The organism is Rhizobium sp. NXC14, from assembly GCF_002117485.1.
In the GTDB taxonomy this organism is placed as follows: domain Bacteria; phylum Pseudomonadota; class Alphaproteobacteria; order Rhizobiales; family Rhizobiaceae; genus Rhizobium.
Genome location: NZ_CP021031.1, coordinates 165,561 through 186,407, shown reverse-complemented (window position 1 = coordinate 186,407; position 20,847 = coordinate 165,561). Strand labels below are relative to the sequence as shown.

General features: G+C 56.6%; 15 protein-coding genes and 3 pseudogenes. 3 read left to right on the top strand and 15 right to left on the bottom strand.

Annotated features, from left to right (window positions below; all coding sequences use genetic code 11):
• Positions 1 to 142 precede the first annotated feature (142 nt).
• From NXC14_RS22730 to NXC14_RS32600, 4 genes are all read right to left on the bottom strand, one after another.
• Entirely contained in the window at positions 143 to 1,240 is a 1,098-nt protein-coding gene (locus tag NXC14_RS22730; protein WP_085780587.1) for an acyltransferase, read from the bottom strand.
• An 86-nt stretch (positions 1,241 to 1,326) separates the two neighbouring features.
• Positions 1,327 to 2,841: a lipopolysaccharide biosynthesis protein gene (locus NXC14_RS22725; protein WP_085780359.1), complete on the bottom strand. Its 1,515-nt coding sequence runs from the start codon at positions 2,839 to 2,841 to the stop codon at positions 1,327 to 1,329.
• 19 nt (positions 2,842 to 2,860) lie between these two features.
• Positions 2,861 to 3,943: a polysaccharide pyruvyl transferase family protein gene (locus NXC14_RS22720; protein ID WP_085780358.1), complete on the bottom strand. Its 1,083-nt coding sequence runs from the start codon at positions 3,941 to 3,943 to the stop codon at positions 2,861 to 2,863.
• A gap of 99 nt (positions 3,944 to 4,042) precedes the next feature.
• Entirely contained in the window at positions 4,043 to 4,201 is a 159-nt protein-coding gene (locus NXC14_RS32600; protein WP_157131473.1) for a hypothetical protein, read from the bottom strand.
• 329 nt (positions 4,202 to 4,530) lie between these two features.
• Here NXC14_RS32600 and NXC14_RS33890 point away from each other — a divergent pair.
• A pseudogene (locus NXC14_RS33890) lies at positions 4,531 to 5,276 on the top strand (site-specific integrase); the annotation flags it as partial.
• Positions 5,277 to 5,718: 442 nt separating this feature from the next.
• On the opposite strand, the gene NXC14_RS22710 reads toward NXC14_RS33890, so the two are convergent.
• Together NXC14_RS22710 and NXC14_RS22705 are read right to left on the bottom strand one after the other, a co-directional pair.
• Entirely contained in the window at positions 5,719 to 6,720 is a 1,002-nt protein-coding gene (locus NXC14_RS22710) for a LysR family transcriptional regulator (protein WP_085780357.1), read from the bottom strand.
• 431 nt (positions 6,721 to 7,151) lie between these two features.
• Complete coding sequence (locus tag NXC14_RS22705) at positions 7,152 to 7,628, bottom strand: protein psiB (protein WP_085780356.1); 477 nt, start codon at positions 7,626 to 7,628, stop codon at positions 7,152 to 7,154.
• Between the two features lie 403 nt (positions 7,629 to 8,031).
• Between NXC14_RS22705 and NXC14_RS33535 the strand changes: the two genes are divergently transcribed.
• Complete coding sequence (locus NXC14_RS33535; RefSeq protein WP_244920083.1) at positions 8,032 to 8,304, top strand: hypothetical protein; 273 nt, start codon at positions 8,032 to 8,034, stop codon at positions 8,302 to 8,304.
• Between the two features lie 668 nt (positions 8,305 to 8,972).
• Here the strand turns inward: NXC14_RS33535 and NXC14_RS33530 are convergent.
• From NXC14_RS33530 to NXC14_RS22655, 8 genes and pseudogenes are all read right to left on the bottom strand, one after another.
• Positions 8,973 to 10,157, bottom strand: a pseudogene (locus NXC14_RS33530) (transposase); the annotation flags it as partial.
• A gap of 463 nt (positions 10,158 to 10,620) precedes the next feature.
• Complete coding sequence (locus NXC14_RS22685) at positions 10,621 to 11,187, bottom strand: hypothetical protein (RefSeq protein WP_085780354.1); 567 nt, start codon at positions 11,185 to 11,187, stop codon at positions 10,621 to 10,623.
• 130 nt (positions 11,188 to 11,317) lie between these two features.
• Positions 11,318 to 11,992 carry a transcriptional regulator gene (locus NXC14_RS22680; protein WP_085780353.1) on the bottom strand — a complete coding sequence of 225 codons (675 nt, stop codon included), beginning with the start codon at positions 11,990 to 11,992 and terminating at the stop codon, positions 11,318 to 11,320.
• A gap of 478 nt (positions 11,993 to 12,470) precedes the next feature.
• Positions 12,471 to 13,733, bottom strand: coding sequence for an SfnB family sulfur acquisition oxidoreductase (locus tag NXC14_RS22675; RefSeq protein WP_085780294.1), 1,263 nt, complete (start codon positions 13,731 to 13,733; stop codon positions 12,471 to 12,473).
• Between the two features lie 7 nt (positions 13,734 to 13,740).
• The gene (locus tag NXC14_RS22670) at positions 13,741 to 15,009 is read right to left on the bottom strand and encodes an SfnB family sulfur acquisition oxidoreductase (RefSeq protein ID WP_085780293.1); all 1,269 of its coding nucleotides are present in this window, start codon (positions 15,007 to 15,009) and stop codon (positions 13,741 to 13,743) included.
• A 169-nt stretch (positions 15,010 to 15,178) separates the two neighbouring features.
• Positions 15,179 to 15,409 (bottom strand): helix-turn-helix transcriptional regulator, encoded by a 231-nt coding sequence (locus tag NXC14_RS22665; protein ID WP_244920109.1) that lies wholly within the window; start codon positions 15,407 to 15,409, stop codon positions 15,179 to 15,181.
• Positions 15,410 to 16,018: 609 nt separating this feature from the next.
• Positions 16,019 to 16,628, bottom strand: a pseudogene (locus tag NXC14_RS22660) (IS6 family transposase).
• Positions 16,629 to 16,985: 357 nt separating this feature from the next.
• Positions 16,986 to 17,942, bottom strand: coding sequence for a hypothetical protein (locus tag NXC14_RS22655; protein ID WP_245362206.1), 957 nt, complete (start codon positions 17,940 to 17,942; stop codon positions 16,986 to 16,988).
• A 1,143-nt stretch (positions 17,943 to 19,085) separates the two neighbouring features.
• Between NXC14_RS22655 and NXC14_RS22650 the strand changes: the two genes are divergently transcribed.
• Positions 19,086 to 19,538, top strand: coding sequence for a hypothetical protein (locus NXC14_RS22650; RefSeq protein ID WP_085780351.1), 453 nt, complete (start codon positions 19,086 to 19,088; stop codon positions 19,536 to 19,538).
• 108 nt (positions 19,539 to 19,646) lie between these two features.
• On the opposite strand, the gene NXC14_RS22645 is transcribed toward NXC14_RS22650, so the two are convergent.
• A protein-coding gene (locus tag NXC14_RS22645; RefSeq protein ID WP_157131457.1) for an IS3 family transposase occupies positions 19,647 to 20,749 on the bottom strand; the annotation gives its coding sequence in 2 pieces (ribosomal slippage) (positions 19,647 to 20,488 and positions 20,488 to 20,749; 1,104 coding nt in all).
• Positions 20,750 to 20,847 lie beyond the last annotated feature (98 nt).

Here is a 20,847-nt window from a genome sequence, read left to right as displayed (position 1 = left end):
AGAAGGTCGACCTCGGTTCGGTCGGCCGATGAGAGTTGCGTGAGGATTGCCGCCACCGAAGCGCTCGCGACCTCCGAAGAGAGCAGCTAGCTTTCGCATCGGGCCCTTAACACGCGATAATCGTAGCGCTCACGGCTGAATGTCATCGCGATACGGCTCGGCGCGCGTGTATAGCCGTTGCTCTGTCTACGAGACGTGCGGTCATATAAGCGAAACACGTGACCGCGCCGAGAAGGACCAGGAATGCGAAAGGGACGTTCAAACCAATCGAACCGGCGAACGGCTTGAAAACACCGATCACACCTCGATGCAAGATGTAGACGGGATAGGAGATATATCCGATCCACGTCGCTAGCCTTTCTGCTTTTGCAGGCATCTCCAGAAAGAGACCGAGCGTTACGATGAGCGGCGCCAAGGCAATCGCGAAGATCAGATCGTAGTATGGCCGCAACGCGACCGGAACCGGGGCTGCGATGCAGATCAGCAAAAGGAGGCATGGCGCCATCGCCGCCCAGCCTCTCCTCCATGCAGATGCGCCGTTGAATAGACGGCAGATGACAACACCTGCGGTAAATGAAAACATCACCCTCGGCAGTCCACCTACTGCTGATGGCCACTCCCAGCCAATATTCAACATACCGTAGTTCGCACCGACCAAAACCAAGAATGCAGCTGAGACGACGGCAACTCCGCAGAGGGCACGGACAGGGAGCCGGAAAAGCCACAGTGCGAAGACTATGTTGACCAGCAATTCCCAAAACATCGACCATGCCGGGCCGTTGATCGGAAACATCCCTTGCATTGGATGCGCTTGCAGGAAATACATCGGACTAGGTAGAAAGAACGTGTTCGTCGCCGTCGACACCAGAAGATCAATGTCGCTCTGAACCCGCAGTCCCCAACTCGTCAGCAAAATGATCTGTGTGAGACCGACGAGGACGCCGATCAAATAGAGCGGATAAAGGCGTTTGATGCGGGCTTTCATGAATGACTGGAATGGCAGACCGTGCGAAAGCCGTCTCCCGTAAATGTCGGCAATGATGAACCCGCTGAGAACGAAGAAAAAGTCGACGGCCAGATAAGCTGATGGTGCGTATCTCTCCTGGAAGTGTGTGGCAACAACACATATAGCGGCAAACCCGCGCATCGCATCGAGAGTATAGTAGCGGCTGCGGCCAATGATCGAAGTGTCTGCACTGTGGATCGCCGGTGACGAGTAACCGCGCTCAAGATCAGTCATCTTGTCGATTATCCTACGCTTGCGGCTGAAGGCCGTTTGAGAATGAAATTCGAGCCGCGAACAATTCGCCGCGGTGGACCAGGAAATCACACAGGGGTCGCCACTGCGCCTCTATCGGCCTTGCGTTGCCGAGCTTGCTTGATGCTGCCGATCAAGACATCCAAACGAGCTCTGCACAGAACGAATATCAAGCTGCAGTAAGCGATGCCACCTCCCAGGACTTCTATGGCCAGACGTGGGTACGGCGACCAATGACGCAGCAGTTCGTGGAGGAGCAAAAGGACTGCCACCATCGCTGCACTAGCCACGGTAGGCCGCAGGAACTGCGCCAAATATGCCGGGATGCTCAGCTCTATATGTTGCGACACCTTCCAGCTCGTGATCGGCCAAAACAACAAAACTTCCATCATGATGGCAAAGACGATCGTCGTCACGCCATAAGGGTAGAGAACTGCGATGGTCACGAGCGTGAGGAGATTGCGTGCCAGCTGGTAGTAAAACCACCAATCCATCTCTCCCTGGCTCTTTATCAAGGATGCCTGTACGTAGCCGATCCCAGCCATCAACCCGATAACGCAGTAGAATCGCACCGGCCAAACGGCCTCGATCCAGTGCGCACCGAAAATGGTCGTGATCGCATCATCCGCAACCGCCGCGAGGCCGATGAATACGGGGTACGAAACCAGAGCACAACCAAACGTCGCCATCAGGAATGCTTCCCGGACCTTCTTCGGATCGGCCCGCAATGAAGAAAGCAGCACATGCGTCACCGACGTCAGGCCGCCGGCGATGACGTTGTTGATCATGTCAAACAGACGTTTTGAAAAGTTATAGATCCCGAGCGCAGATGGGCTCAAGAGCACGCCGATGAGCAAGTTGTCCAAGCTCATCGTCTGTAAGAAGCGGGTGCCGGATGCAAAGAAACCATAGTGAAGCAGATCGTCGAGGCTTGCTCTCTTGATGTTCAATCCCGGAAACCAACCCGCACCCCAGAATGCGGCGCCGCACGATGCTGCCGTGGCGGCGATCTGTGCAATCGCAAGCCCCCACAAGCCGAAACCTGCGAGAACCAGAACAAGGCAGATGCAAGCGGACGTAATGGTCGCGATAACTGTACGGACGGCAACCAAATGGAACGACATCTTCCTGTTCACAATCGCGTTCGGAACGACGGCCGTGAAATCGAAGAATACCTTCAATCCCATGATGTAGATGAGATAGATGACTTCCTGATGCCCGACGTAGGCCGCGATCGACGAAGCGGCTAGACATAAAGCGCCGTAAACCAAAAACGAAAAAACCAGCGAAAGCAGGAATATCGTGTCGAGATGGCTCCGCCTTATCTCGGCTCTCTGGATGATCGCCTCGCCAAATGCAGTCGGTCCAAAACTGGCTGCAAACGAGACGATGCTGAATGCCAGCGCGACAAGACCGAAGTCCCGAGGCTGGAGAACGCGGGAAGTGACCACAAAAACAGCGAAGGTGAGGACCGTCGGAATAAGGGTACTTACTGCCGACCAGAAGGCACCCTTGACGGCTGCCGTGGACCGGTTCTCACTGACATGGCTGAAGAGAATATCGTCGTCTTGCAAAACCGACAAACTGAACTCCTACCAATAATCAGACTGTGGAAGGTTGAGGGACTAGATCGGGGGTGGGAATGCTGGGACTCAGATTCATGGGTCGGCTCGACTTGTACCAGGTTCCCCCGATCTCATAGGGCAGGCGAGACATTGCTGCGAAAATCTCGCTCGCATTCGTCGCTTTCTCGACCAGGGGGCTGTCGCCGGTCTGGCTACTGATGAAAGCGTGCAGACGGCTTCCGTCTCTCGCGACCGCGATATGCGGCTTATTGAGCAAGAGACAGAGAATATGACCGTGTAAATGGTTGGTAATTATCCGTTGCGCGCCGGACAGAATCCTCACGCCATAATCTACATAACGGGCAGCGACCTCCTCGCGATGCTGGACCATCATCGCTGAGCGGCTGAAGCCATATCGCAGCGCTGCGCTGACCACACTCGACATGCGCATGCGCGACAAACGACCTGGACCGTTGATCCAGTTTGTCAGTGGGCCGTCAACTATCGCTCGCGCCCCGGCGATATCGACATCGTCCTCAAGAGGCTGCATCACATACAGCACTCTAAGGGGATCAGCTTCGAAGGGTTTGAGCGTCTCGATACCGAATGCCGTGTCCGGGCCAGACTCGACGTCGCAATCAAAGTTTGCTCTTGCCAGCTCAAAGCTCTGGTCATCCCGCGTCATGAGAAAAAAGTTGCGATGCCGTGCAATCGTGCGCTTGGCGTAATCCTTGAGCGCCTCGTTTGCGAAGTGAATCGATTGCGGCATCTGGATGATTGTCCGATCCGGATATTTCCACATCAAACGGCAACGAATATCATCCCTGCCGGCCTGCAAATCGCCAAAATGGCTCCAGCCGCAAATGAAGATGGGAGCGTCGCCCGGCGTTGCTTTTATCTCGTCTATATTCTGAGATGCGCTACACGTAAGGACAGGCATTCGGCCCGTTACTTTTTTCAATACTTCCAGAAGACCGAGCCAACTTGCATAGTGTCCCGGATCCGTTGTTGATGGAAAGTCCATTATTATGTATGGCTGTCCAGGTTTTACAAATTTCCTTACTATCTCAAATAATTTTTGTCTTTGTCTTTGCAGAACGACTTCACCAAGATGATTCATATATTCAGCTTTATCGTGATTCTATCTCGTGACACTCACACACCTCGGATTTTGAGTCAATTCGACTTCAGCGCGACATAGAAGCGCACCAACTTTACATTACATTTTGGTAAGGTTAACTCGGCACGCTCTCGCGCGACCGTCGATCCAGTCATTGCCGCCGTAATCCCAGAGCAGATCGTCACCATCACTGCCGATGAGGGTATCGGGGTCATCGCTGCCCTGGATAAACTTCTCCCAGATCTCGAACTGTCCCATTGCAAATGCTCCTTGTGATGCAGTGCCCTAACGCAGCGGGATGCCTTCATACCGTTGATCGGGTCAGCTGAGTAATTTATTGTTTTGATGGAATATATCGACGTCACGGATGGGTGTGCGCGCACTTCGTGCACGAGGCACGCGGCAGGCGACGCCGGTCGCCGAGGTCGGTAACGAGTCGCTGCCTAGAGCGGGACGATTTTAGGTGGAACCGCAATTTGGATTGAACGAAGCCGCTTTCGCGGCATTTGGAGCGCGGGATTTGCATGTTGCGCTTTTGATTTGAAGGATTGGGCTGTTTTAGCCCAACCTTTGAACAGGAGATGACGATGACAGAGATAAGCCCGCTACGCCGGCGCATGATCGATGACATGAGTCCGCAATGTTTCGCCAGCGACGCAACGATCGTATTTGCATGCGTTGACGAAGTTCTCGCGCTATTTTCGGGCGATCGCCAGACCGTCTTGGACTGGAAGACGTGCGCGCGTTTCAGGTGCATCTGGTCTCATCGGGCCTATCATGGCCGGCCTTGAACCAGACAGTTTGTGCCTTGCGGTTCTTCTTTGGCATCACGCTTGGTCATGGCGAGATACCGGAGCGCAGCCTATGCCCGGACACCGGCCAAGCTGCCGACGATCCTCAACGGCGACGAGATCGTGCGGTTTCTGGAAGCGGTTCCGAGCCTGAGGACCCGCACCGCACTGACGACCGCTTATGCGGCGGGGCTGCGCGCCTCGGAAGCTGTCCATCTCAAGGTCCGCAACATTGATGGCGAACGCGGCATCATCCGCGTCGAGCATGGCAAGGGGGAAAGGATCGCAACGTGATGCTGTCAGCGCAGTTGCTCGCGATCCTGCGGATCTACTGGCAGCTGGCGAGACCCGAGGTCTTGCTGTTCCCGGGCCGGGACGAGACCAAGCCCATCGACGTCCAGGTTCTGTATTCTGCCTGCCGTTCGGCGTGCACTGCTGCCGGCATCGACAAAAGGGTAACGGTGCATACGCTGCGCCACAACTTTGCCACCCATCTTCTGGAGAGCGGAACTGACATCCGCATCATCCAGGTTCTGCTCGGCCAAACAAGTTGGTCGGAATGCATTGGAAAATCTAGGCATCGACTACATCGAGGTGCGGAAGCAGCTGATTGAGGCGGTAAGTGTGGGAGCGTCCCTCGGCGCATCGACCGGGCCGCGATGATCGTGGGACTCTAGCGGGCAGTATCTCAGAACGAAACGGCGGTTAGATTCGCGGCTGGCGCGCTTCGGAAGTAATCTTCAGCGCATCTGGCCGTTCGGGATTCCGGGCGGTGTACGTCCGGTTCGCGCTGTTAGCATCTTCATTCGAGATCGGCAGTCTCAATCGTTGAAAGGCCCACCCGCTCCCGGGTGGCGATGGGCTCCGCTGAAACAGAACCGAGCTAACACCAAGCGCTTGCGCGCATCCATCGCGTGAAAGAGATCAATTCGCCGGACATGACCAGCACAATTGATCGCGCTGGTGCGACGGGTACGACTAGGGCTAACGCGCGGCCAACTCTGATGAAGTCCGCGGATAGATGGTGAGCAGGTCAGAACCTGCGCTGGTCCAGTTGAGGGGCTTGGCCGTGACATCTGGCGAGATCATACGAGACGCCTCCTGCATCAAAATCTCCCGCATCCAGACGCTAGCCGGGTGACAATTGTGAAGGACAGGCCATTGAATGGCCTCGGTGAGTACAGGAAATGGCACAGGAAGCTCGACAATCTTCAGAGGTATTGTTCTTGCGAAATGCTGCGCCAGCCGTAAGGGTATCGTTCCTAAACGTTCTGTACCTGATACCACGGATGGGATCATGCTGAAGCCCTGCACGACGACCTCGATACGTCTATTCAAACCGTGCTCGGCCAACCACCATTCCTCGATGGTCGGCTTTCGCAAATTTCCGAACTTGAACGCAACGTGCCCCATTGAAATGTACTGCTCCAATGTAAGCGGTTGTGAAAGCTGTTTGTTCGTGCAGCAGCCCACGCATACGAATCTATCCTCGAACAACGCCGTGTGAGGATTCTTCGACATGAACACATCCGGCATGATTAGAAAATCGATTTCGCCGCGGCGGAGCAGCTCGTCGTAATCATCTGAGAGAGACAGGAAATCGAAGCTGACGGCGGGAGCCTCCCGCGCCACACGCTCTATCACCCTTTCAAAAAATACGAGGGTGACATAGTCGGAAACGATGATCCTGAATGTGCGATCTGATTTGGCAGGGTCAAACGGCTCCCAGGAAATGATGGAGAGCTGGATGTTCTGCAAAGCCTCGCGCACTGCGGGCGCGAGCTCTTCCGCACGCGGCGACGGAACAAGTTCGCGGCCAGCCCTCGTAAAGAGATCGTCGCGGAAATAGGTGCGCAACCGAGCAACAGCGGCGCTCATGGCCGGCTGGCTTAAATTGATGCTGCGCGCCGCCGCCGTGAGGTTACGCTCGGTCATCAAAGCGTCGAGAACGACGAGGAGATTTAGGTCAAGGCCCTTGAACCGCATTTTCTTCTCTCTTCATAGCGTGAATGTGCCCCCCAAGATCGGGATCCATTAGTCATACAATTTGGCATTTTACAGTCCGGATCTTGATTTTTGGCATTTTTTATTCGCAATTCGGACATTTAATACGAATTTATATATGGTGCCGTCATGTTATGGGCGTGCTCTACACGGAAAGCGCGCGATTTCTCCAACTTGCGCCCATATCGATCATCCGCCGGCGCCCGGGCTCACATCGCCCAGGAAATCTTATTGCCGCCGTCTTGACGAGATCTTCTCGCAGCCTCCCTATTGGGACGAAGCGGGCTCAGACTTGGGTGGTTGACCTCTGCGCCATAATCCGGCTCAACAGTATATTGCCGACTTGGTCAAAAACCGGAGTCTGATCGGGTACCCAGTTTTCCTGTACCAAGAGCACTTCATATCGATCTCTTTTATTCTCCTCGATCCTCATATTCACTATGTGCGCCGTCCCCAAGAAGCAGTGGGGTGCGGCGATCAATACGCACTTGCAGGCTTTCCAGCGCTCCTGCAAGAATGAGACCCTTCGGCGCCATTCGGTCAACCGGAGCAAAAACAGGATCAAGCACTGGCCGACAGCATTGGAAACGTCGCGCCGCTTCCACCATCGTTATGGATGGAGAACGATAAGGCTGACGACCATCGCCTCCTAAGAGAGCTATCTTCCCGGCGAGAGGCGTTGCGTGCCCGTCGAAGATCGTAAAGGCGGTAAACCCAGCTCTTAAAGCCTCTTCCTCAACAAATAGCGAGTGCATTTCGTCGAAGCGAATCACCTGAACCACGTCGCTGCCAATTAAGTCGGCGATCGACGAAATGCTGTTTTGATCACGAAGCTCGGCGTCACGAAAAATGGCGGTTTCAGGGTCCAATAAATAAACGAAACTTCTCATTTCTTAGCCTTCTAAATTCTCGACAAAAGCTCGTCCGCAGTCGCTCGGGCGGGGAGCGTAGCGACTTGAGTACCAACCGGAAATACAGCCAACGCGCGGCAATATGCAGATTCCACGGTGGCATGTAAATAGTTTCTGCGCCAATTCGGTTCCGAATCCTCAATCACTGATACTCGCCATGGGGCCATGGTCTCAGTTATATCGTTGACGTAAAAGGCTTTTCCATTTCTTTCACATGCAATTGGAGCTGAATGGATTGCCGTTTCTGCGCCAAGAACGTACATGCTTCTTTAAAACGCCTGAGGGTTCAGGCGTTAGCCAAGGATGTCGGAGCGGAGCCCGTTCACGCGACTCCATGCAACGAGGCGCCATGATTGGGGCATAAAGGCCAACGAGGAAGATAATGGATGCAAAGCACATTGTTCCCCAAGGTAGCTTCCTCATTGCGGACTATAAAGCCGCGGCCGTGATCGTAGCTGCCGTCATTCCGCTCGCATTCCAGAACGTCGCCGCAGCAGACCAGAAGGTGCTTCTATCCTATGAGGCGACGCCATCTGCAGGTTTCCCTCTGCCGCGGCTTACCCGGGCCAGCCATGATGATCGGGTGGTCTTTTCAGCGAAGGTGCTGAAGGAGTCGTGCCAAGAATTATATCGGTCAACGGTATCGACCCTATGACGTTGGAAACGGAAGTGACGCCCGCCGGATATCTCCTCAAAACGAACGCGTCGCTTCAGACCGAAGGAGAGTTAGATGATGTCACTACCGATCGGCTAGCGGGCTCTACATCTTTCGCCAATACAGTCTAGCGTTCTTGTCTCCCGTCTTGATGACAGGCAAGGCAAGACCGGCTTTGTCGTCGTTCGATTTCCGAAGGACAGTCTTAACGCAGCGGTCGCGCAAAGGTTTTTCGAGAGGGCCGATGCGACGAAAATGGGGTTGGGAGCCGGCTATACGGCATTCGGAGACGAGCAAATCTTCCTCAATGTGACCAATTCCCAAGGGGAACCTTACAGCGGTCTCGACAACGCTGCCTTCCTTGACGGCTTGAAGCGAACGGCTGCTGCGCTCCAAAACCAGAAGTCTCCGCTTCCGGTACGGCAGTCGCACGATTTATCGGCAATAATTGGGAGAGGTCCGAACAAGGCGAAGACTATATCAGCTTGCTCGGCGGGGCTGATTCCGGATTGGTGAAGAAGCTGAAAGAAATAAGCGCGGACTATGCAGCTCTTGTCGCAGAGACTGCTGAAAGCAACGGCTGGAACCGAGACGAATGAGACTCTCGTATTGCGTCAATGTCAATCGGCCTCCAAAATTGGCTCTGACGCAGATTTGGTGCAATTCTCTCATGTTGCACCGATCAGCCGAGCTTGAAGAAGATCAAGCTTTCCCCGTCCGTACATTTGGCGTTTCACCAGCTTGAGCTTGGTGATCTGCCCTTCGGTTTGCCCATTAGACCATGGTGAGACGATCGCCATCCGAACCGCCTTAATGTCTTTTTCTGCGCCGTTGCCAAAGGATGAAACCAGACTGTCGCGGGCGCGGTCGATCCAAGACGTGAGTTGGTTTTCCGCTTTGCGCCGAACCATCACATGGAAGTCGGTAATGATATCGCGAGTCGCAATGAGCAACGGGACGCCGCTTTCGATGGCCGCGATGGTGACGGATTCGGATTTCGTCAGGTTTTCTCTGTTGGTTGTTAAGAGGCGAGCGATCGTCCTGGCGGAGGGGTGCGGGTCAACGATTCCGCATCCGCCTTGTCGGCCCGCTTCCGCCGCGTGGCCCATTCACTCACGACCCGGCGCGAACCGCGAAAACCCTTTGCTCTCAAACGCCGCCATAGCTCAGTGCCGTTCCGCTTGCCGGCAGCCCATTGCGCGTCGAGCCATTCAAGATAGCTCTCCAACGAGCTTTCTCTGGACCGAAAGACATCGTTTCGTTGCCCTCTGAGCACCTGGCGGACCAAGCCGCGGCTATGACCAGTGCGGCGCACGATTTCCTTGATCGTCATGCCGTCCTTTGTCAGCGCCATGACGGCCGCGTTGGTCTGTTCCCGTCGGAGATAGCCTTCGTATTGAAGGCGTTCGGCCGCAGTCGTCAGCTTCGGATCGACGCGCGTTGTGCCAAGCGTCTTGCGGATCTGCCGCATCAATTTGCGGACCGCGTCCAGGAATGCACGGCTGGCACTCTCCATCAAATGCAATGCCAACCACCGAGGGCGGGGTCGACGTTGGCAGTCCTTGCCTGCTGATGACGCGCAGCAAGGTGTCGTTGCTGACGGGAAGCATCAGCCGCTGGGCAAAACGCGCCGCCGGGCGTCCTCCGAGCGCAAGCGCCAAATGGTGGACGACATGCTCAAGACGTCCAGTTCGTCTGGCATAGGGCGGCAGCACATCGCCGAACCGCTCAGCATATATCTGCCTCCCGCAGAGCACTGCATCACAAGCGAACCTTCGTGTCTGCACGAGCAGCCTGACGCGTTTCCCGGACAGGGGAAGGTCCGCGACCTGGCGGCAATAGCGACTTCGAACCGTTTGCGATATCCGTCCGCATTCCGGACAGCCGCGGTATTGCCGGCACGGGAAAGCAAGATGCAAGTTTCATTGTCAATGTGGGTGATGCGCTCGCGATGAAGCGTGCCGGTACCAAATCAGAGGGGCGAAACTTTGTGCTCGTCATGCTGATTCCTTTGTGGAAACCCGCAAGGCAGCATCGTTACAACTGCATCAAAACCGAGTCAGAGCCAAATTTGCAGGCCGAAAGACAAATGGACGAGACGTTGCCTATCCAGGCCGGCTTGCGCCAAACCTGCGAGGCATTGGAACGTGGGCCTGCGCACGTGGCCAGCCGCAGCGCCGGCCGGTTGTTCGACCAGAATAGCCCCCGTATATGACCCGTGGATTACGATCTTGATGTCGACGGGGCGCGAAATGCAGGCTCTACTTCGGCGACCCCGACCAGTGATGCGCCGCCAGACCCCGATAGTCGCTGCGTTCATTCATGAGATGCGCGACACCGTTCAAACCGTTCCAGCATTTTTCTTAACTGCGCATTTTGCAGCTTCAGCTTTCTGGCTAACTGACCCCTGAGGAACCTTATCTCTTCATCGAGGCTTAGCTCGTCTGCAGTGAGGATAACCTGGGAAAAGCTCTCACTCGCCACCGCGTAATTGAAGCGAATTCTTCGCTTGCGCGATGTGACGTCGAGACTTCCATTGATCTTCGTAGCGGAGTGTGCATCGGTGACGTTAGAACCAGTGTCGCCGGAAAGAGAGGATTTAGCAATCTCCATGATCTTGGCGGCTCCGCGTTCGATCTTATCGCGGCCACGGTTTTCGGCTTCATGCACAGGCTCTGCAGAAACTGCAGCGGCTTGACCGTTAGGCGATAGCTCCTCGCTTACCGGTAGATCGGCGCCATTCACTCTCGCCTCGGCAGGCGTCTCGATCGGACCGGAAATAGCCAACGTGTCCGGCGTAAGCTTCAGATCCGAGCCGTTTTCTCGCTTTTGTTCGCGACCCGGTGAGATCAGCCGGGCAAGAAATTTCCAGGGAGACGCCATCTATCCGACCTCGCGTTGTTTTATCCCGCAAGCAGCTAGTAAGTTTTAGTTCCGGCAGCAGAATTAACCGTTGCCAAAATTATATCCCGACAGGCGTGGAAATGCGGCCGGCGATGACCGGCGGCTTATATCAATCGAGCTTCAGCCGTTTGCGCAGATCGGCATTTTCAGCGCGAAGTTTTTCAGCCAGAAGCTTGCGCAGCCGCTGATTTTCCCCTTCCAACTGCAAAAGGTCTGCCATCTCGTCGATCACGGTAATCGGTGCGACCGGCGCTGCCTGGATAGACTTCGAAGCACGGCGCACAGGTGCGCGTTTGGCGCTCGCCGTAGCTTCGATCACCTTTGCCTTGCGCCCTCTCCTCTTCACACCACCGGGCCGGGCCTGTGCAGCTGCTGGCTCTGCCGTAGCGTCGGCTGACGCGTTCTCGAGCACCGCCGCTGTCTTGGCGCGCGGTTTGCGCTGTTTCTTCGGCGCATTTGGCGTTTCAACAACGGTCGGCACATCGGCACTGGTTGCTGTATCAGTCTCGTCGGCCATGCTCATCTCCTGTGTATCTGATGCAGTTCTCGACGCCTCGAGAGGCGGTGTTAACAACGACTGGGCTTGATCTTGTTCCGGAAAAGAAACTTCGCTGTCAGTTTTGCCACTCCGAGAGCTATCCGGCAGAAATAGCATCGCCTCTTCCTCTAGGTCGCGAGCGACGGACTTTAGATCCACGTTTCCCCAGATCGAGTTCGACCTGGAATCGGGTTTTCGCCTGCCGTTTTTGTACTCAACGGCAAAACTGCGTTGCATTTTTTTCAATATAAGAGGCCTTGGATCCACGGAATGATTTGATGCTAAGTCGGGAAATCACGAATAGCGACTACCTGACTACCCGTCTATAGCCGTCCACCGGCCTTCTGCTGGTTTTTTTCGGCTCCAAGCTAAAGTATCGCTCCTGCAGCGGCAAAGCGCGTGAACAATGGGGATCGGGTCGTCGCCGGCCAGAAGGACAACTCGGCAACTTGGTGTCTTGATTCGTTCAGTCCAGCGGGAAAATTAGTGAGACTTAACTTCGAATGATTCAGACCGGTGATGAGCAATCACACCGCACTGAAGACGCTTTGGCATCTTACCGGCAATGGAGGCTTGATGACGAACCGCGGCCACGGCGAGCGACATCGCCCGCGTCGAGGAAACAACCAACAGCGCCAGGAGTCTGACCAGGGGCGGATCAGAGCGACAAGGGCAATGTCGAGGCGCGATTCCATTCGTATCTCCACAGAACCCGATCTAAAAATCAGAGGGCGCCGTGCCGCGGGGGCAGGATACCGTTCAGATAGAAGTTTCCGATATGGTGGTATTTCCAGCGCACCGGATCATGCAGCGAATGCGTCCGGGCATTGCGCCAGAAGCGGTCGAGCCCATAGCTTTCGAGCGTCGAACGCGCCCCACCGAACTCGATAAGCTTGGTGGCGGCAAGCTGCGCCACTTCCGTCGCGAGCGCCTTGACCTCCGCGACAGCGATCGATGCCTCGGCTACGTTCACCGCCGTCGGTTCTGTGGTGGCGCGGTCGACAATCCGGCCGGCCCTTGCGAGCAGCGCATCGGCCGCATGCACTCTGATCGCCACGTCGCCGACGCCGTGTATGGTGTGCGGATCCTCATAACCGTGCTCGATCGCAAGTTCGAAAAATGGCCGCGCATGGGCTCGAACATAGGAAATCGTTTCGGCGAGCGCCCCGCGCGCGATGCCGACCTGCACGGCGGCATGGATGATCTGCGCGAAAGGACCCATCGGCGTCGGCTGTTCGAAGCTTCCATCATGGTCGACGATCTGGAACGGCGTCACTTCGACGTCGTCGAAGGTTACGGTGCCGCTGCCCGTCGAACGCTGCCCGAAGGACGACCAGTCGTCGACGAAGTCGAGCCCCGGAGTCGCCCGGTCGATGAAGATCAGATGGACGCGGCCGTTCGGTCCCTTTGCCACGGCGACGACGATGTGGGCGAAGAGGGAGCCGGTCGCGTAAAACTTCTGCCCGTTCAGGTAGAGCTTTCCGTTGCGATCGGCGAAATGCGTCTTGAAGTCGACCGGCGTCTTCGTGCCGATCTCGGTGAAGGCGTTGCCAAGACGGTCACCTTCCAGCGCGCGCCGGAAGTAGTGCTGCTTCTGCTCCTCGCTGCCGTTCAGTCGCAACGCCTCCAGCATGTAGAAATGGTTCTGCGGGATCTGCCCGATCGAGGAATCCGCAGCCGAGATGATGGCGGTGACCTCGGCCAGCGTCACCGCCGAGACGCCGGCGCCGCCATAGGCTTTCGGGATGCCGATCGCCCAGAGACCGCTCTGCGAGAAGCGGTCGATCTCGGCGAGCGGAAGGCGTCGTTCGCGGTCCCGCTGGGCGGCACCGACCGCGAATTCAAGCGCAAGGTCCCTGGCGATCCTGATGGCCTCCGCATCATCGCGGATGACATGGGCCAGGCTCCGACGCGGGGCGATGTGCGGCGCAGGACGGCCGGCGGTGAGCGCGGCCTCCCGGTGCAGCTTGCGATCATTCGTGCTCATCTTGGGCTCAGTTCCAGGCGTGGCGCGGCGGATGGACGCCGTTCAGATAATAATTGCCGACGTGGTAGAACTTCCAGCGCACCGGATCATGCAGCGTATGGACGCGGGCATTGCGCCAGTGGCGGTCGAGTCCATGCTCGGCGAGGGTCGAGCGCGCTCCCGCAAGTTCGAACAGTTTGTTCGTCGACAGGATCGCAATCTCCGTCGTCAGAACCTTGGATTCGCCTGTCTTGATCGTCGCCTCCGAGACCGTCTCCAGCGTCGGATTGGCGCGCGCCGCGTCGATCGCGTGGCCGGCGATCTCGAGCAGCGCTTCGGCCGCATGCAGCTTGATCTTCAGGTCGCCGATCTGGGCGATGGTGAAGAGGTCTTCGCCGGCCGTCGCCTTGCCGCTGTCGATCCAGGGGCGGCTATATTTGCTGACGAACTCGATCGTATCGTCGATCGTGCCCCGGGCGATGCCGACATCGATCGCCGACTGGATGATCTGCGAGACGGGGCCGCCCACCGTCGGATGGTCGAAAGAGGTGACCTTCAGCGCCCGCGCCTTCGGCACGCGCACATTTTCGATCTTGACCGAACCCGAGGCGGTGGTGCGCTGACCGAAGCTCGACCAGTTGTTGGTGACGGTGAGACCGGTGGCATCGCGGTCGGCAAAGACGAGATAGCCCTGGCCGGTCTCGTCGACACCGACGATCGGCACGATATGGGCAAGCAGCGCGCCGGTCGTGTAGAATTTCTCGCCGTCGACGATCACCTCGTCGCCGTCATGAACGACCTTGGTCTCGAAATCGGCGACCGTCTTGCTCTTCAGTTCGGAGAAGGCATTGCCGTATCGGATCCCTTCGAGCGCCCAGCCGAAGAACAGCTTCTTCTGCTCTGGCGTGCCGTCGAGATCGACGGTCGCGACGATCGCCAGATGGTTCTGGGTGATCTGCGCGATGGCCGGATCGGCTGCAGCGATGATGGCGATCACCTTGGCGAGCGTGGCATAGGAGACTTCCGGACCACCATAGGCTTTCGGCACGTTGATGCTCCAGAGACCGCTCTGCGAATAGGCGTCGAGCTCGGCGATCGGCAGCAGTCCCTCACGGTCACGCAATGCTGCCCCGACCTTGAAGCTCGCGGCCAGAGTCTCGGCGATCTGGATGGCCTCGACGTCGCTCCCGATCACATGCGCCGGCTTGACCGGGCGCGGACGGGGCGTGAAGGGATCGGTGGAATTGACGCGCGGGTGGACGCTGTAATCGATCGTGGTGTCGGTGATGCTTCCCATGGGAAAACCTCGTCGGGTTGGATTGGAATGTCAACTGGCATTGGCAAGCCTGATCGCCTGGTTGCGTTTGAAGGCTTCGATGTCGCGGTAACGGTCGGCCGGATGCGCCTTGGGCAGATAAGGCCCCTCTACTCACATTCGGGGTTAGTCCCGCAGCTCCCGATGCGAGCTATAGATCCGGTTCATCATGCAATCTGATGAATCCGAGCTCAACGGCTTTCAAGGCAGCAGTCATTCTGCTGCTGCAGTTTAACTTTCGCATGGCATTTCTAAGATGACAATTTACCGTGTGCTCCGATATGCTCAATGCCTTCCCGATCGCCCGCGATGATTTACCTTTCGCGGTCCAGGCGAGGCATGCTTTTTCGCGTTTTGAGATGGCTGGATACTCGCAGTTCATGGCCTTGTTTTGCATCGTGCAGTTCCAGGTTGTGTTTTGAGCAGACGAGAGGTTCGAACAACGCGCTTGTCACCGTGATCGGTCTCAAAGCGACCCTCAAGAACCGTGCCAGATCGTCTACTGTGGCGCTAACTCCGGGAAAACCTCAGTATTGCGGCCGGCAAAGTGACAATAGAAATCGGTTCCGATGGCGGCATGAGCTCTGAAACCTACCGACGCGACTGACGGGTGAAGAACCGTGCCTGAGCAAAGTACTCCGGTAGACACAGAGGCGTCTGCGCTAGCCGACGGGCTGACGGCAGATGGCGTCCCTGCGCGCGCCCTGGGGAGGCCAAGGATTTGGACCGGACCGTATCATTCCAATCCTTGTGCCTGCCCAAGGCACTCTTAAGCGATGAGGCAGCTCCCGTGAGCCGCCTGGGGGTGTTGGCCCGACGTTCAGGCTTTCCTGTAGGTTCCCTGCTTGAAATCCACTCGAGCCACTGGCGTGTAGCGGCCGAAACACTGGATGTCGATGTTTGCTTTGGCGGCCCTGAATGATCAGGTTTTGGAGGCATCGTAAACTTAACGGATGAAAGGCCAGCGAAAGACGCCATCCGCAGATATCTCTCATGATCGGGCAATTTTGGCCCACAGGCTCATCGCCGCCGTGCGCAGTTCGCGTTGGTGGCCGAGGAGATGTCGTGGCGCGGGATTTGAAATCGGTTGGCGATCGGATCATGATGGAGACGAAGCGTTGTAGATGTGGCTGTGACTTGAAGCGCTTCATGATCCGCTCTCGCCGCCGGACTGGTTGGTGTGAATTCTCCGCCCGATTATTCATCCCTTTGTGGGAGCGATGCTCTACCCGCATGATCTCTCGCTTTGCCGCGCCGTAGGACTGCAGCTTGTCGGTGATCATCGCACGCGGCGACCGTCCCTGACCCATCAGGCGATTGGCAGCCTTTGCATTTCGGCGGCTTTGTACGAGAACCTCCAAGACGAAACCGTCGTGATCAACTGCGCGCCAGCCAATGCTTCTTGCCGCGGATTGAAACAACGGCTTCATCGAGATGCCACTTGTCCCCAAGCCGACCGGATGATCGACGATCCTACGGGCAGCCAGCAAGTCCTCGACCACTTGCAGGCTCAGAGGGAAACGGAAATAGAGCCACACGGCGTGGGCAATAACTTCAGCGGGAAAGCGATGTCGGCGATAGAGTGGATCACGGTCTGTCATGAGCCTTCATCGCACATCCAATTCCACATTCCGTTAAGTTGACGATGCCGCTTGTTTCCGCCCCATGACATCGTCGGCCAGGCCGGTCAAGCGGCCCGTGAAGGTGGAAAATCTTCCGTGCCAGTCCGCGAGCGGACCTGAGAAGATCCCGCACCTACCGCGCAACGCCAGTTGACAGTCCGCCCGCCGCCGTGGGGCGGGCTTTTCGCCCTCCCCTCTGTCCGGGGAGGCTTCGCCCGAAAGGGCTTTCCCTTCGGGAAACACGCACTTAGGAGACAGTACATGACCGAACTCCCAAACTTCATCCGCCTCAACGAGGACGGCACCTATCTCGATGGCGTCGTGCTGGCGTCTGTGCTAATTAAAACCACGTTCTTCCACAGGTGCAATCTTGCTTCTGTCAAATAAAACCACCTCGTACGAGCTTCCATATTCCGTCTTCACTCCATCCAAGCCGTATCTCTGCGCCAAGGTAGCCCATGCGCTTAGTTCGTCAGGTTCCACTTGAGTACCCTGCTCATCCATGACCGCTAATTTAAGGGGCTTTTGCGCCTCGACAACAAAGTACTTTCCAGAACTACCTGCATAGCCGCGTGCCGCGTTTACATCGTTTTCTGAGGTCATCCAAATTGCTTCGCCCGTGTGCCCGCTTTGCCCTGAACCGCCCCACACCCCATCCCTATTAGCGTGGTTAAACTTTGTACCCGCTGGAAGTTCTTCCATCTTCTTCCTCTCCCAACCAACTGAGGCTGCAAGTTCTTCTAACTCCTTGCTCTCACCAACGAAGGCTGCCTGATGTAAGTGGTGAACGGTTTGCCAGGCTGTCGCGGATTTTACCGGGCTCGTGACCTCGTCGCCGACTGCTCTTAAAGCTCGGCGCGGTGGAATCTCGCGGCGACTCTCCCGGTACCACCCTCTGATTATTCGCATGCATTCGTTAGATATTTCGCCGCGATAATAGGCACATGTTTGGTATTCTCCCCATTCTTCGCGCGGTTCAAGTTCTGTATCCGCGCACTCAATCTTCCCATTCTTATAAGCAAGACATGCACCCTTGTCCTCAGCCGAAACCTGACTATTCGGTACGAGGACGATCACGGTCGCAGCAAGGATCATCCCCTTGCAGAAATACGGGGGATGCACTCGATGAAGCGGGATGGCCGCGGTGGCGGTCTCTTTCGGTGAGGATCTCACGTAAGGATTTCCTTGTGCTCGTTTGTGAATTGTCCGCCATCGCATCGGCTTCGCGATGCGACTTGCAACTTCTAAGTGCGGAGGAGAAGATGCTGGGGAAGGCTTGAAAAGTTTCGACATCCGCTAACACTTTGCGCTGGCTGCACGCGTGGGTGATGACGCAGGTAGCCCGTCCATGATTGTGGTGAAATAGAAAATATCGGGCCCGCTATCGACGCGAGCAACGGCCGCGTGTGGATCTCCGATCGCCGTTGGCACCATGCCGGGAGATTTGATAGATTCAGGTCTCTCACCAACATCGAGGCAACGTGATCTGGAATGGAAAAGCTCTTCACTGTACCTTCTCTCCCTTCTGCACATGTCTCGAGGCCTGAAGTCTGCCACGTACATTGGGCAAATCTCATGCCAATCGAAGGATAGAGCGGCGAAGATCGAGTTTACAGACTGGGAGCTCGAGAATGAATGACAATCAAGATTTGGCCGAAGGGCTTCCCATTCTTATTGTTCAGCCACGGTCGAGACGCAGCTTCCTCCAGGTACCATTATGATTTCGGGGATAGCTGGCGGATACAGTTGCGGCCGAGGAGTTCTCGAGGCTCGCTGCTATGCCAAAACACGCGAGCTGCATCGCTGACGCGAGGTCGCGACCGCGGCTTCGCCCGGCGCTTCGAATCTTAAGGTCGAATTCAACGCGCCAGCGCCAGGAAGTCCTGGAGTGGCCGACATCGACGAACCGCGGCCTAGCACCTTGGCAAGATTGCCGCTATTGCCAATGGCAACCGTGAGCTTGCCCGAGACTTTCGCTTCGTCCCTCTATAGCCGCGATGTGACTCGCCAAGCCTGCGGAGCCGCATTGGATCGCATTGCGGTATGCGCATCGAGATGCCCTTTGCCCGACAATGCAGGAATCCTACATTGCGGTTTCGACCCCGCGACGTTCTTCTATCGAGAGTTTCTCATCTGGCACGGCGATTGCTGGTGTATGGATCAAACACGTGAACCACTACAGCGCTGTCAGGTGATAGACTTAGGTTCTGATTCTTGCGACTCCGATCCAGAAGCGTTTCACTTCGAAATCAGTCTGTTGCGCACGAGATTTTCTCCTCGATAGAGCCAAAGACAGGGGCGCCTTCAATTCAACCTCAAACGGTAATGGCTATTTCCGGACGGCCGGGACTACCCGGCGGTTGTGCGACAGGGTTGTGGCATCCTAAAACTGCTGCTGCACACCGGGATTAGACGTGTAAATCAAAGGAAACGGTAATGGACAAATTTGAAGGCAGGCAACGCGCCCTGTTGACGACAGCAGCTTTGACGTCCGCGCTGATCAGTGTGCCTGGAGCAGGCACGCAGCCGCTGACGAACGGTCCGGCCCCTGAGGATCCGCCGCTGGCGGTGACGGACTTCGAGCGGGCGCTCACCATCAACGACCGCTATCGCCGGCTCGCTGTTAATCTCCCCGAAGTGCCTTTCTGGGTAACCGAGGAGACCTTCGCCTACCGCAGGAGCAGTCACGGCGAACACGAGTTCTTGCTGGTCAACGCCGCCACAGGCGAGAAGCGGTCTGCTTTCGATCAGGTCCGCCTAGCGGCTGCGCTGAACAAGGTGAGCCACAGGAGCCATAAGCCCGAAAACCTTCCGTTCGACCGCTTCAAACTGACCGACAGTGGTAGCAGGCTCATCTTCCGCAGCGGGAATGAGCTATGGAGCTGCTGACGTGCCTGACCTGCCACTGAACTTTCATCCAGCGGCGATTAGAGCCTCGGCGGTTTTGAACCGCCCCAGGATTCTGGACCAGCGGAGGCTGGAGTTTTCCGGCTTCACTCAGGGAGGCGGGCTGGTTGCGCCTCCGGAATTCATCAGCGAGATCGGCACCTTGTTACCGATCGCACCATGTGGCCGAACCTCATTGTAGTCTCTACGCCAATCCTCCATCTTTTCGCGGGCATCCGCAAGGGTCAGGAACCAGTGTTGGTTCAGGCATTCCGCCCGGAAGCGGCCGTTAAACGCCTCGATGAAGGCGTTGTCAGTCGGCTTGCCAGGGCGTGAGAAGTCCAAGGTCACGCCTTTGGCATAGGCCCAGAGGTCGAGATCGCGTGACACGAACTCCGTCCCCTGGTCGACACGGATCGTCTTCGGATAGCCGACCTGCCGGCATACCCGTTCCAATGTTTCCACGACATCTTCTCCCCGATAGCTATGCCGCGGATCAAGCACCGGCACATAGCGCGAGAAGGTGTCGACCACCGTCAGCACTCGTAATTTCTTGCCGGTCGCGAGTTGGTCGTGAACGAAGTCCATCGCCCAGACATCGTTGGGTTCAACGGCCTTTTGCCGGTCCTCCCGTAGCTTGGCTTTGACTCGGCGCTTCGGCGTTTTATTTCGTAGTTGAAGGCCTAAGCCCCTGTAAATCCGATAAGTTCGTTTGATATTGGTGCCCCAACCTTCGCGTTCCAGGAGTACATGAACACGACGGTAGCCGTAACGGACACGGGTCTCGCAAATCTCACGAATACGACGTTCCAGGCCGGCCTGATCGGCACGGCGAGAGGTGTAGTGGTAGGTCGACCGATCGAAGTTCAGTGCCCTACAAGCTTGCCGGATCGAGATCGCCCAATCGCGGCACATGCCCTTAACCACCTCCCGCTTGCGAGCAGGCCTTAAAGCTTTCGGCGGATGACATCCTGCAGCATCTCGCGGTCCAACGTTAGGTCCGCGACGATCTTCTTCAGCCGAGCGTTCTCGTCTTCGAGCTGTTTCAGCTTCTTCATCTCCGGCGGCAACATGCCAGCGTACTTTTTCTTCCAATTGAAATAGGTCGCCTGGCTGATGCCCGCCTTTCGGCAAATCTCCGCCACCGGCACACCTTCATCACCCTGCTTCAGAATGAACGCCTTCTGCGCGTCCGAAAACTGCGATGCCTTCATCGTCTTCCGTTCCTTTCCCAGCCAGGAAAATGCACCGGAAAACTCTAACCAAAACTGGTCCAGTTTGAAGGGTTCAGATCACCCACGATGGCACCATG

Coding starts and splice junctions, on each gene's coding strand:
- NXC14_RS22650 (WP_085780351.1), top strand. CDS start 19,086: ATGGACAAATTTGAAGGCAGGCAACGCGCCCTGTTGACGACAGCAGCT.
- NXC14_RS22730 (WP_085780587.1), bottom strand. CDS start 1,240: ATGACTGATCTTGAGCGCGGTTACTCGTCACCGGCGATCCACAGTGCA.
- NXC14_RS32600 (WP_157131473.1), bottom strand. CDS start 4,201: ATGGGACAGTTCGAGATCTGGGAGAAGTTTATCCAGGGCAGCGATGAC.
- NXC14_RS22710 (WP_085780357.1), bottom strand. CDS start 6,720: ATGCGGTTCAAGGGCCTTGACCTAAATCTCCTCGTCGTTCTCGACGCT.
- NXC14_RS22655 (WP_245362206.1), bottom strand. CDS start 17,942: ATGTCGAAACTTTTCAAGCCTTCCCCAGCATCTTCTCCTCCGCACTTA.
- NXC14_RS22665 (WP_244920109.1), bottom strand. CDS start 15,409: ATGAACTGCGAGTATCCAGCCATCTCAAAACGCGAAAAAGCATGCCTC.
- NXC14_RS33535 (WP_244920083.1), top strand. CDS start 8,032: ATGGATGCAAAGCACATTGTTCCCCAAGGTAGCTTCCTCATTGCGGAC.
- NXC14_RS22675 (WP_085780294.1), bottom strand. CDS start 13,733: ATGAGCACGAATGATCGCAAGCTGCACCGGGAGGCCGCGCTCACCGCC.
- NXC14_RS22705 (WP_085780356.1), bottom strand. CDS start 7,628: ATGAGAAGTTTCGTTTATTTATTGGACCCTGAAACCGCCATTTTTCGT.
- NXC14_RS22685 (WP_085780354.1), bottom strand. CDS start 11,187: ATGGCGTCTCCCTGGAAATTTCTTGCCCGGCTGATCTCACCGGGTCGC.
- NXC14_RS22720 (WP_085780358.1), bottom strand. CDS start 3,943: ATGAATCATCTTGGTGAAGTCGTTCTGCAAAGACAAAGACAAAAATTA.
- NXC14_RS22670 (WP_085780293.1), bottom strand. CDS start 15,009: ATGGGAAGCATCACCGACACCACGATCGATTACAGCGTCCACCCGCGC.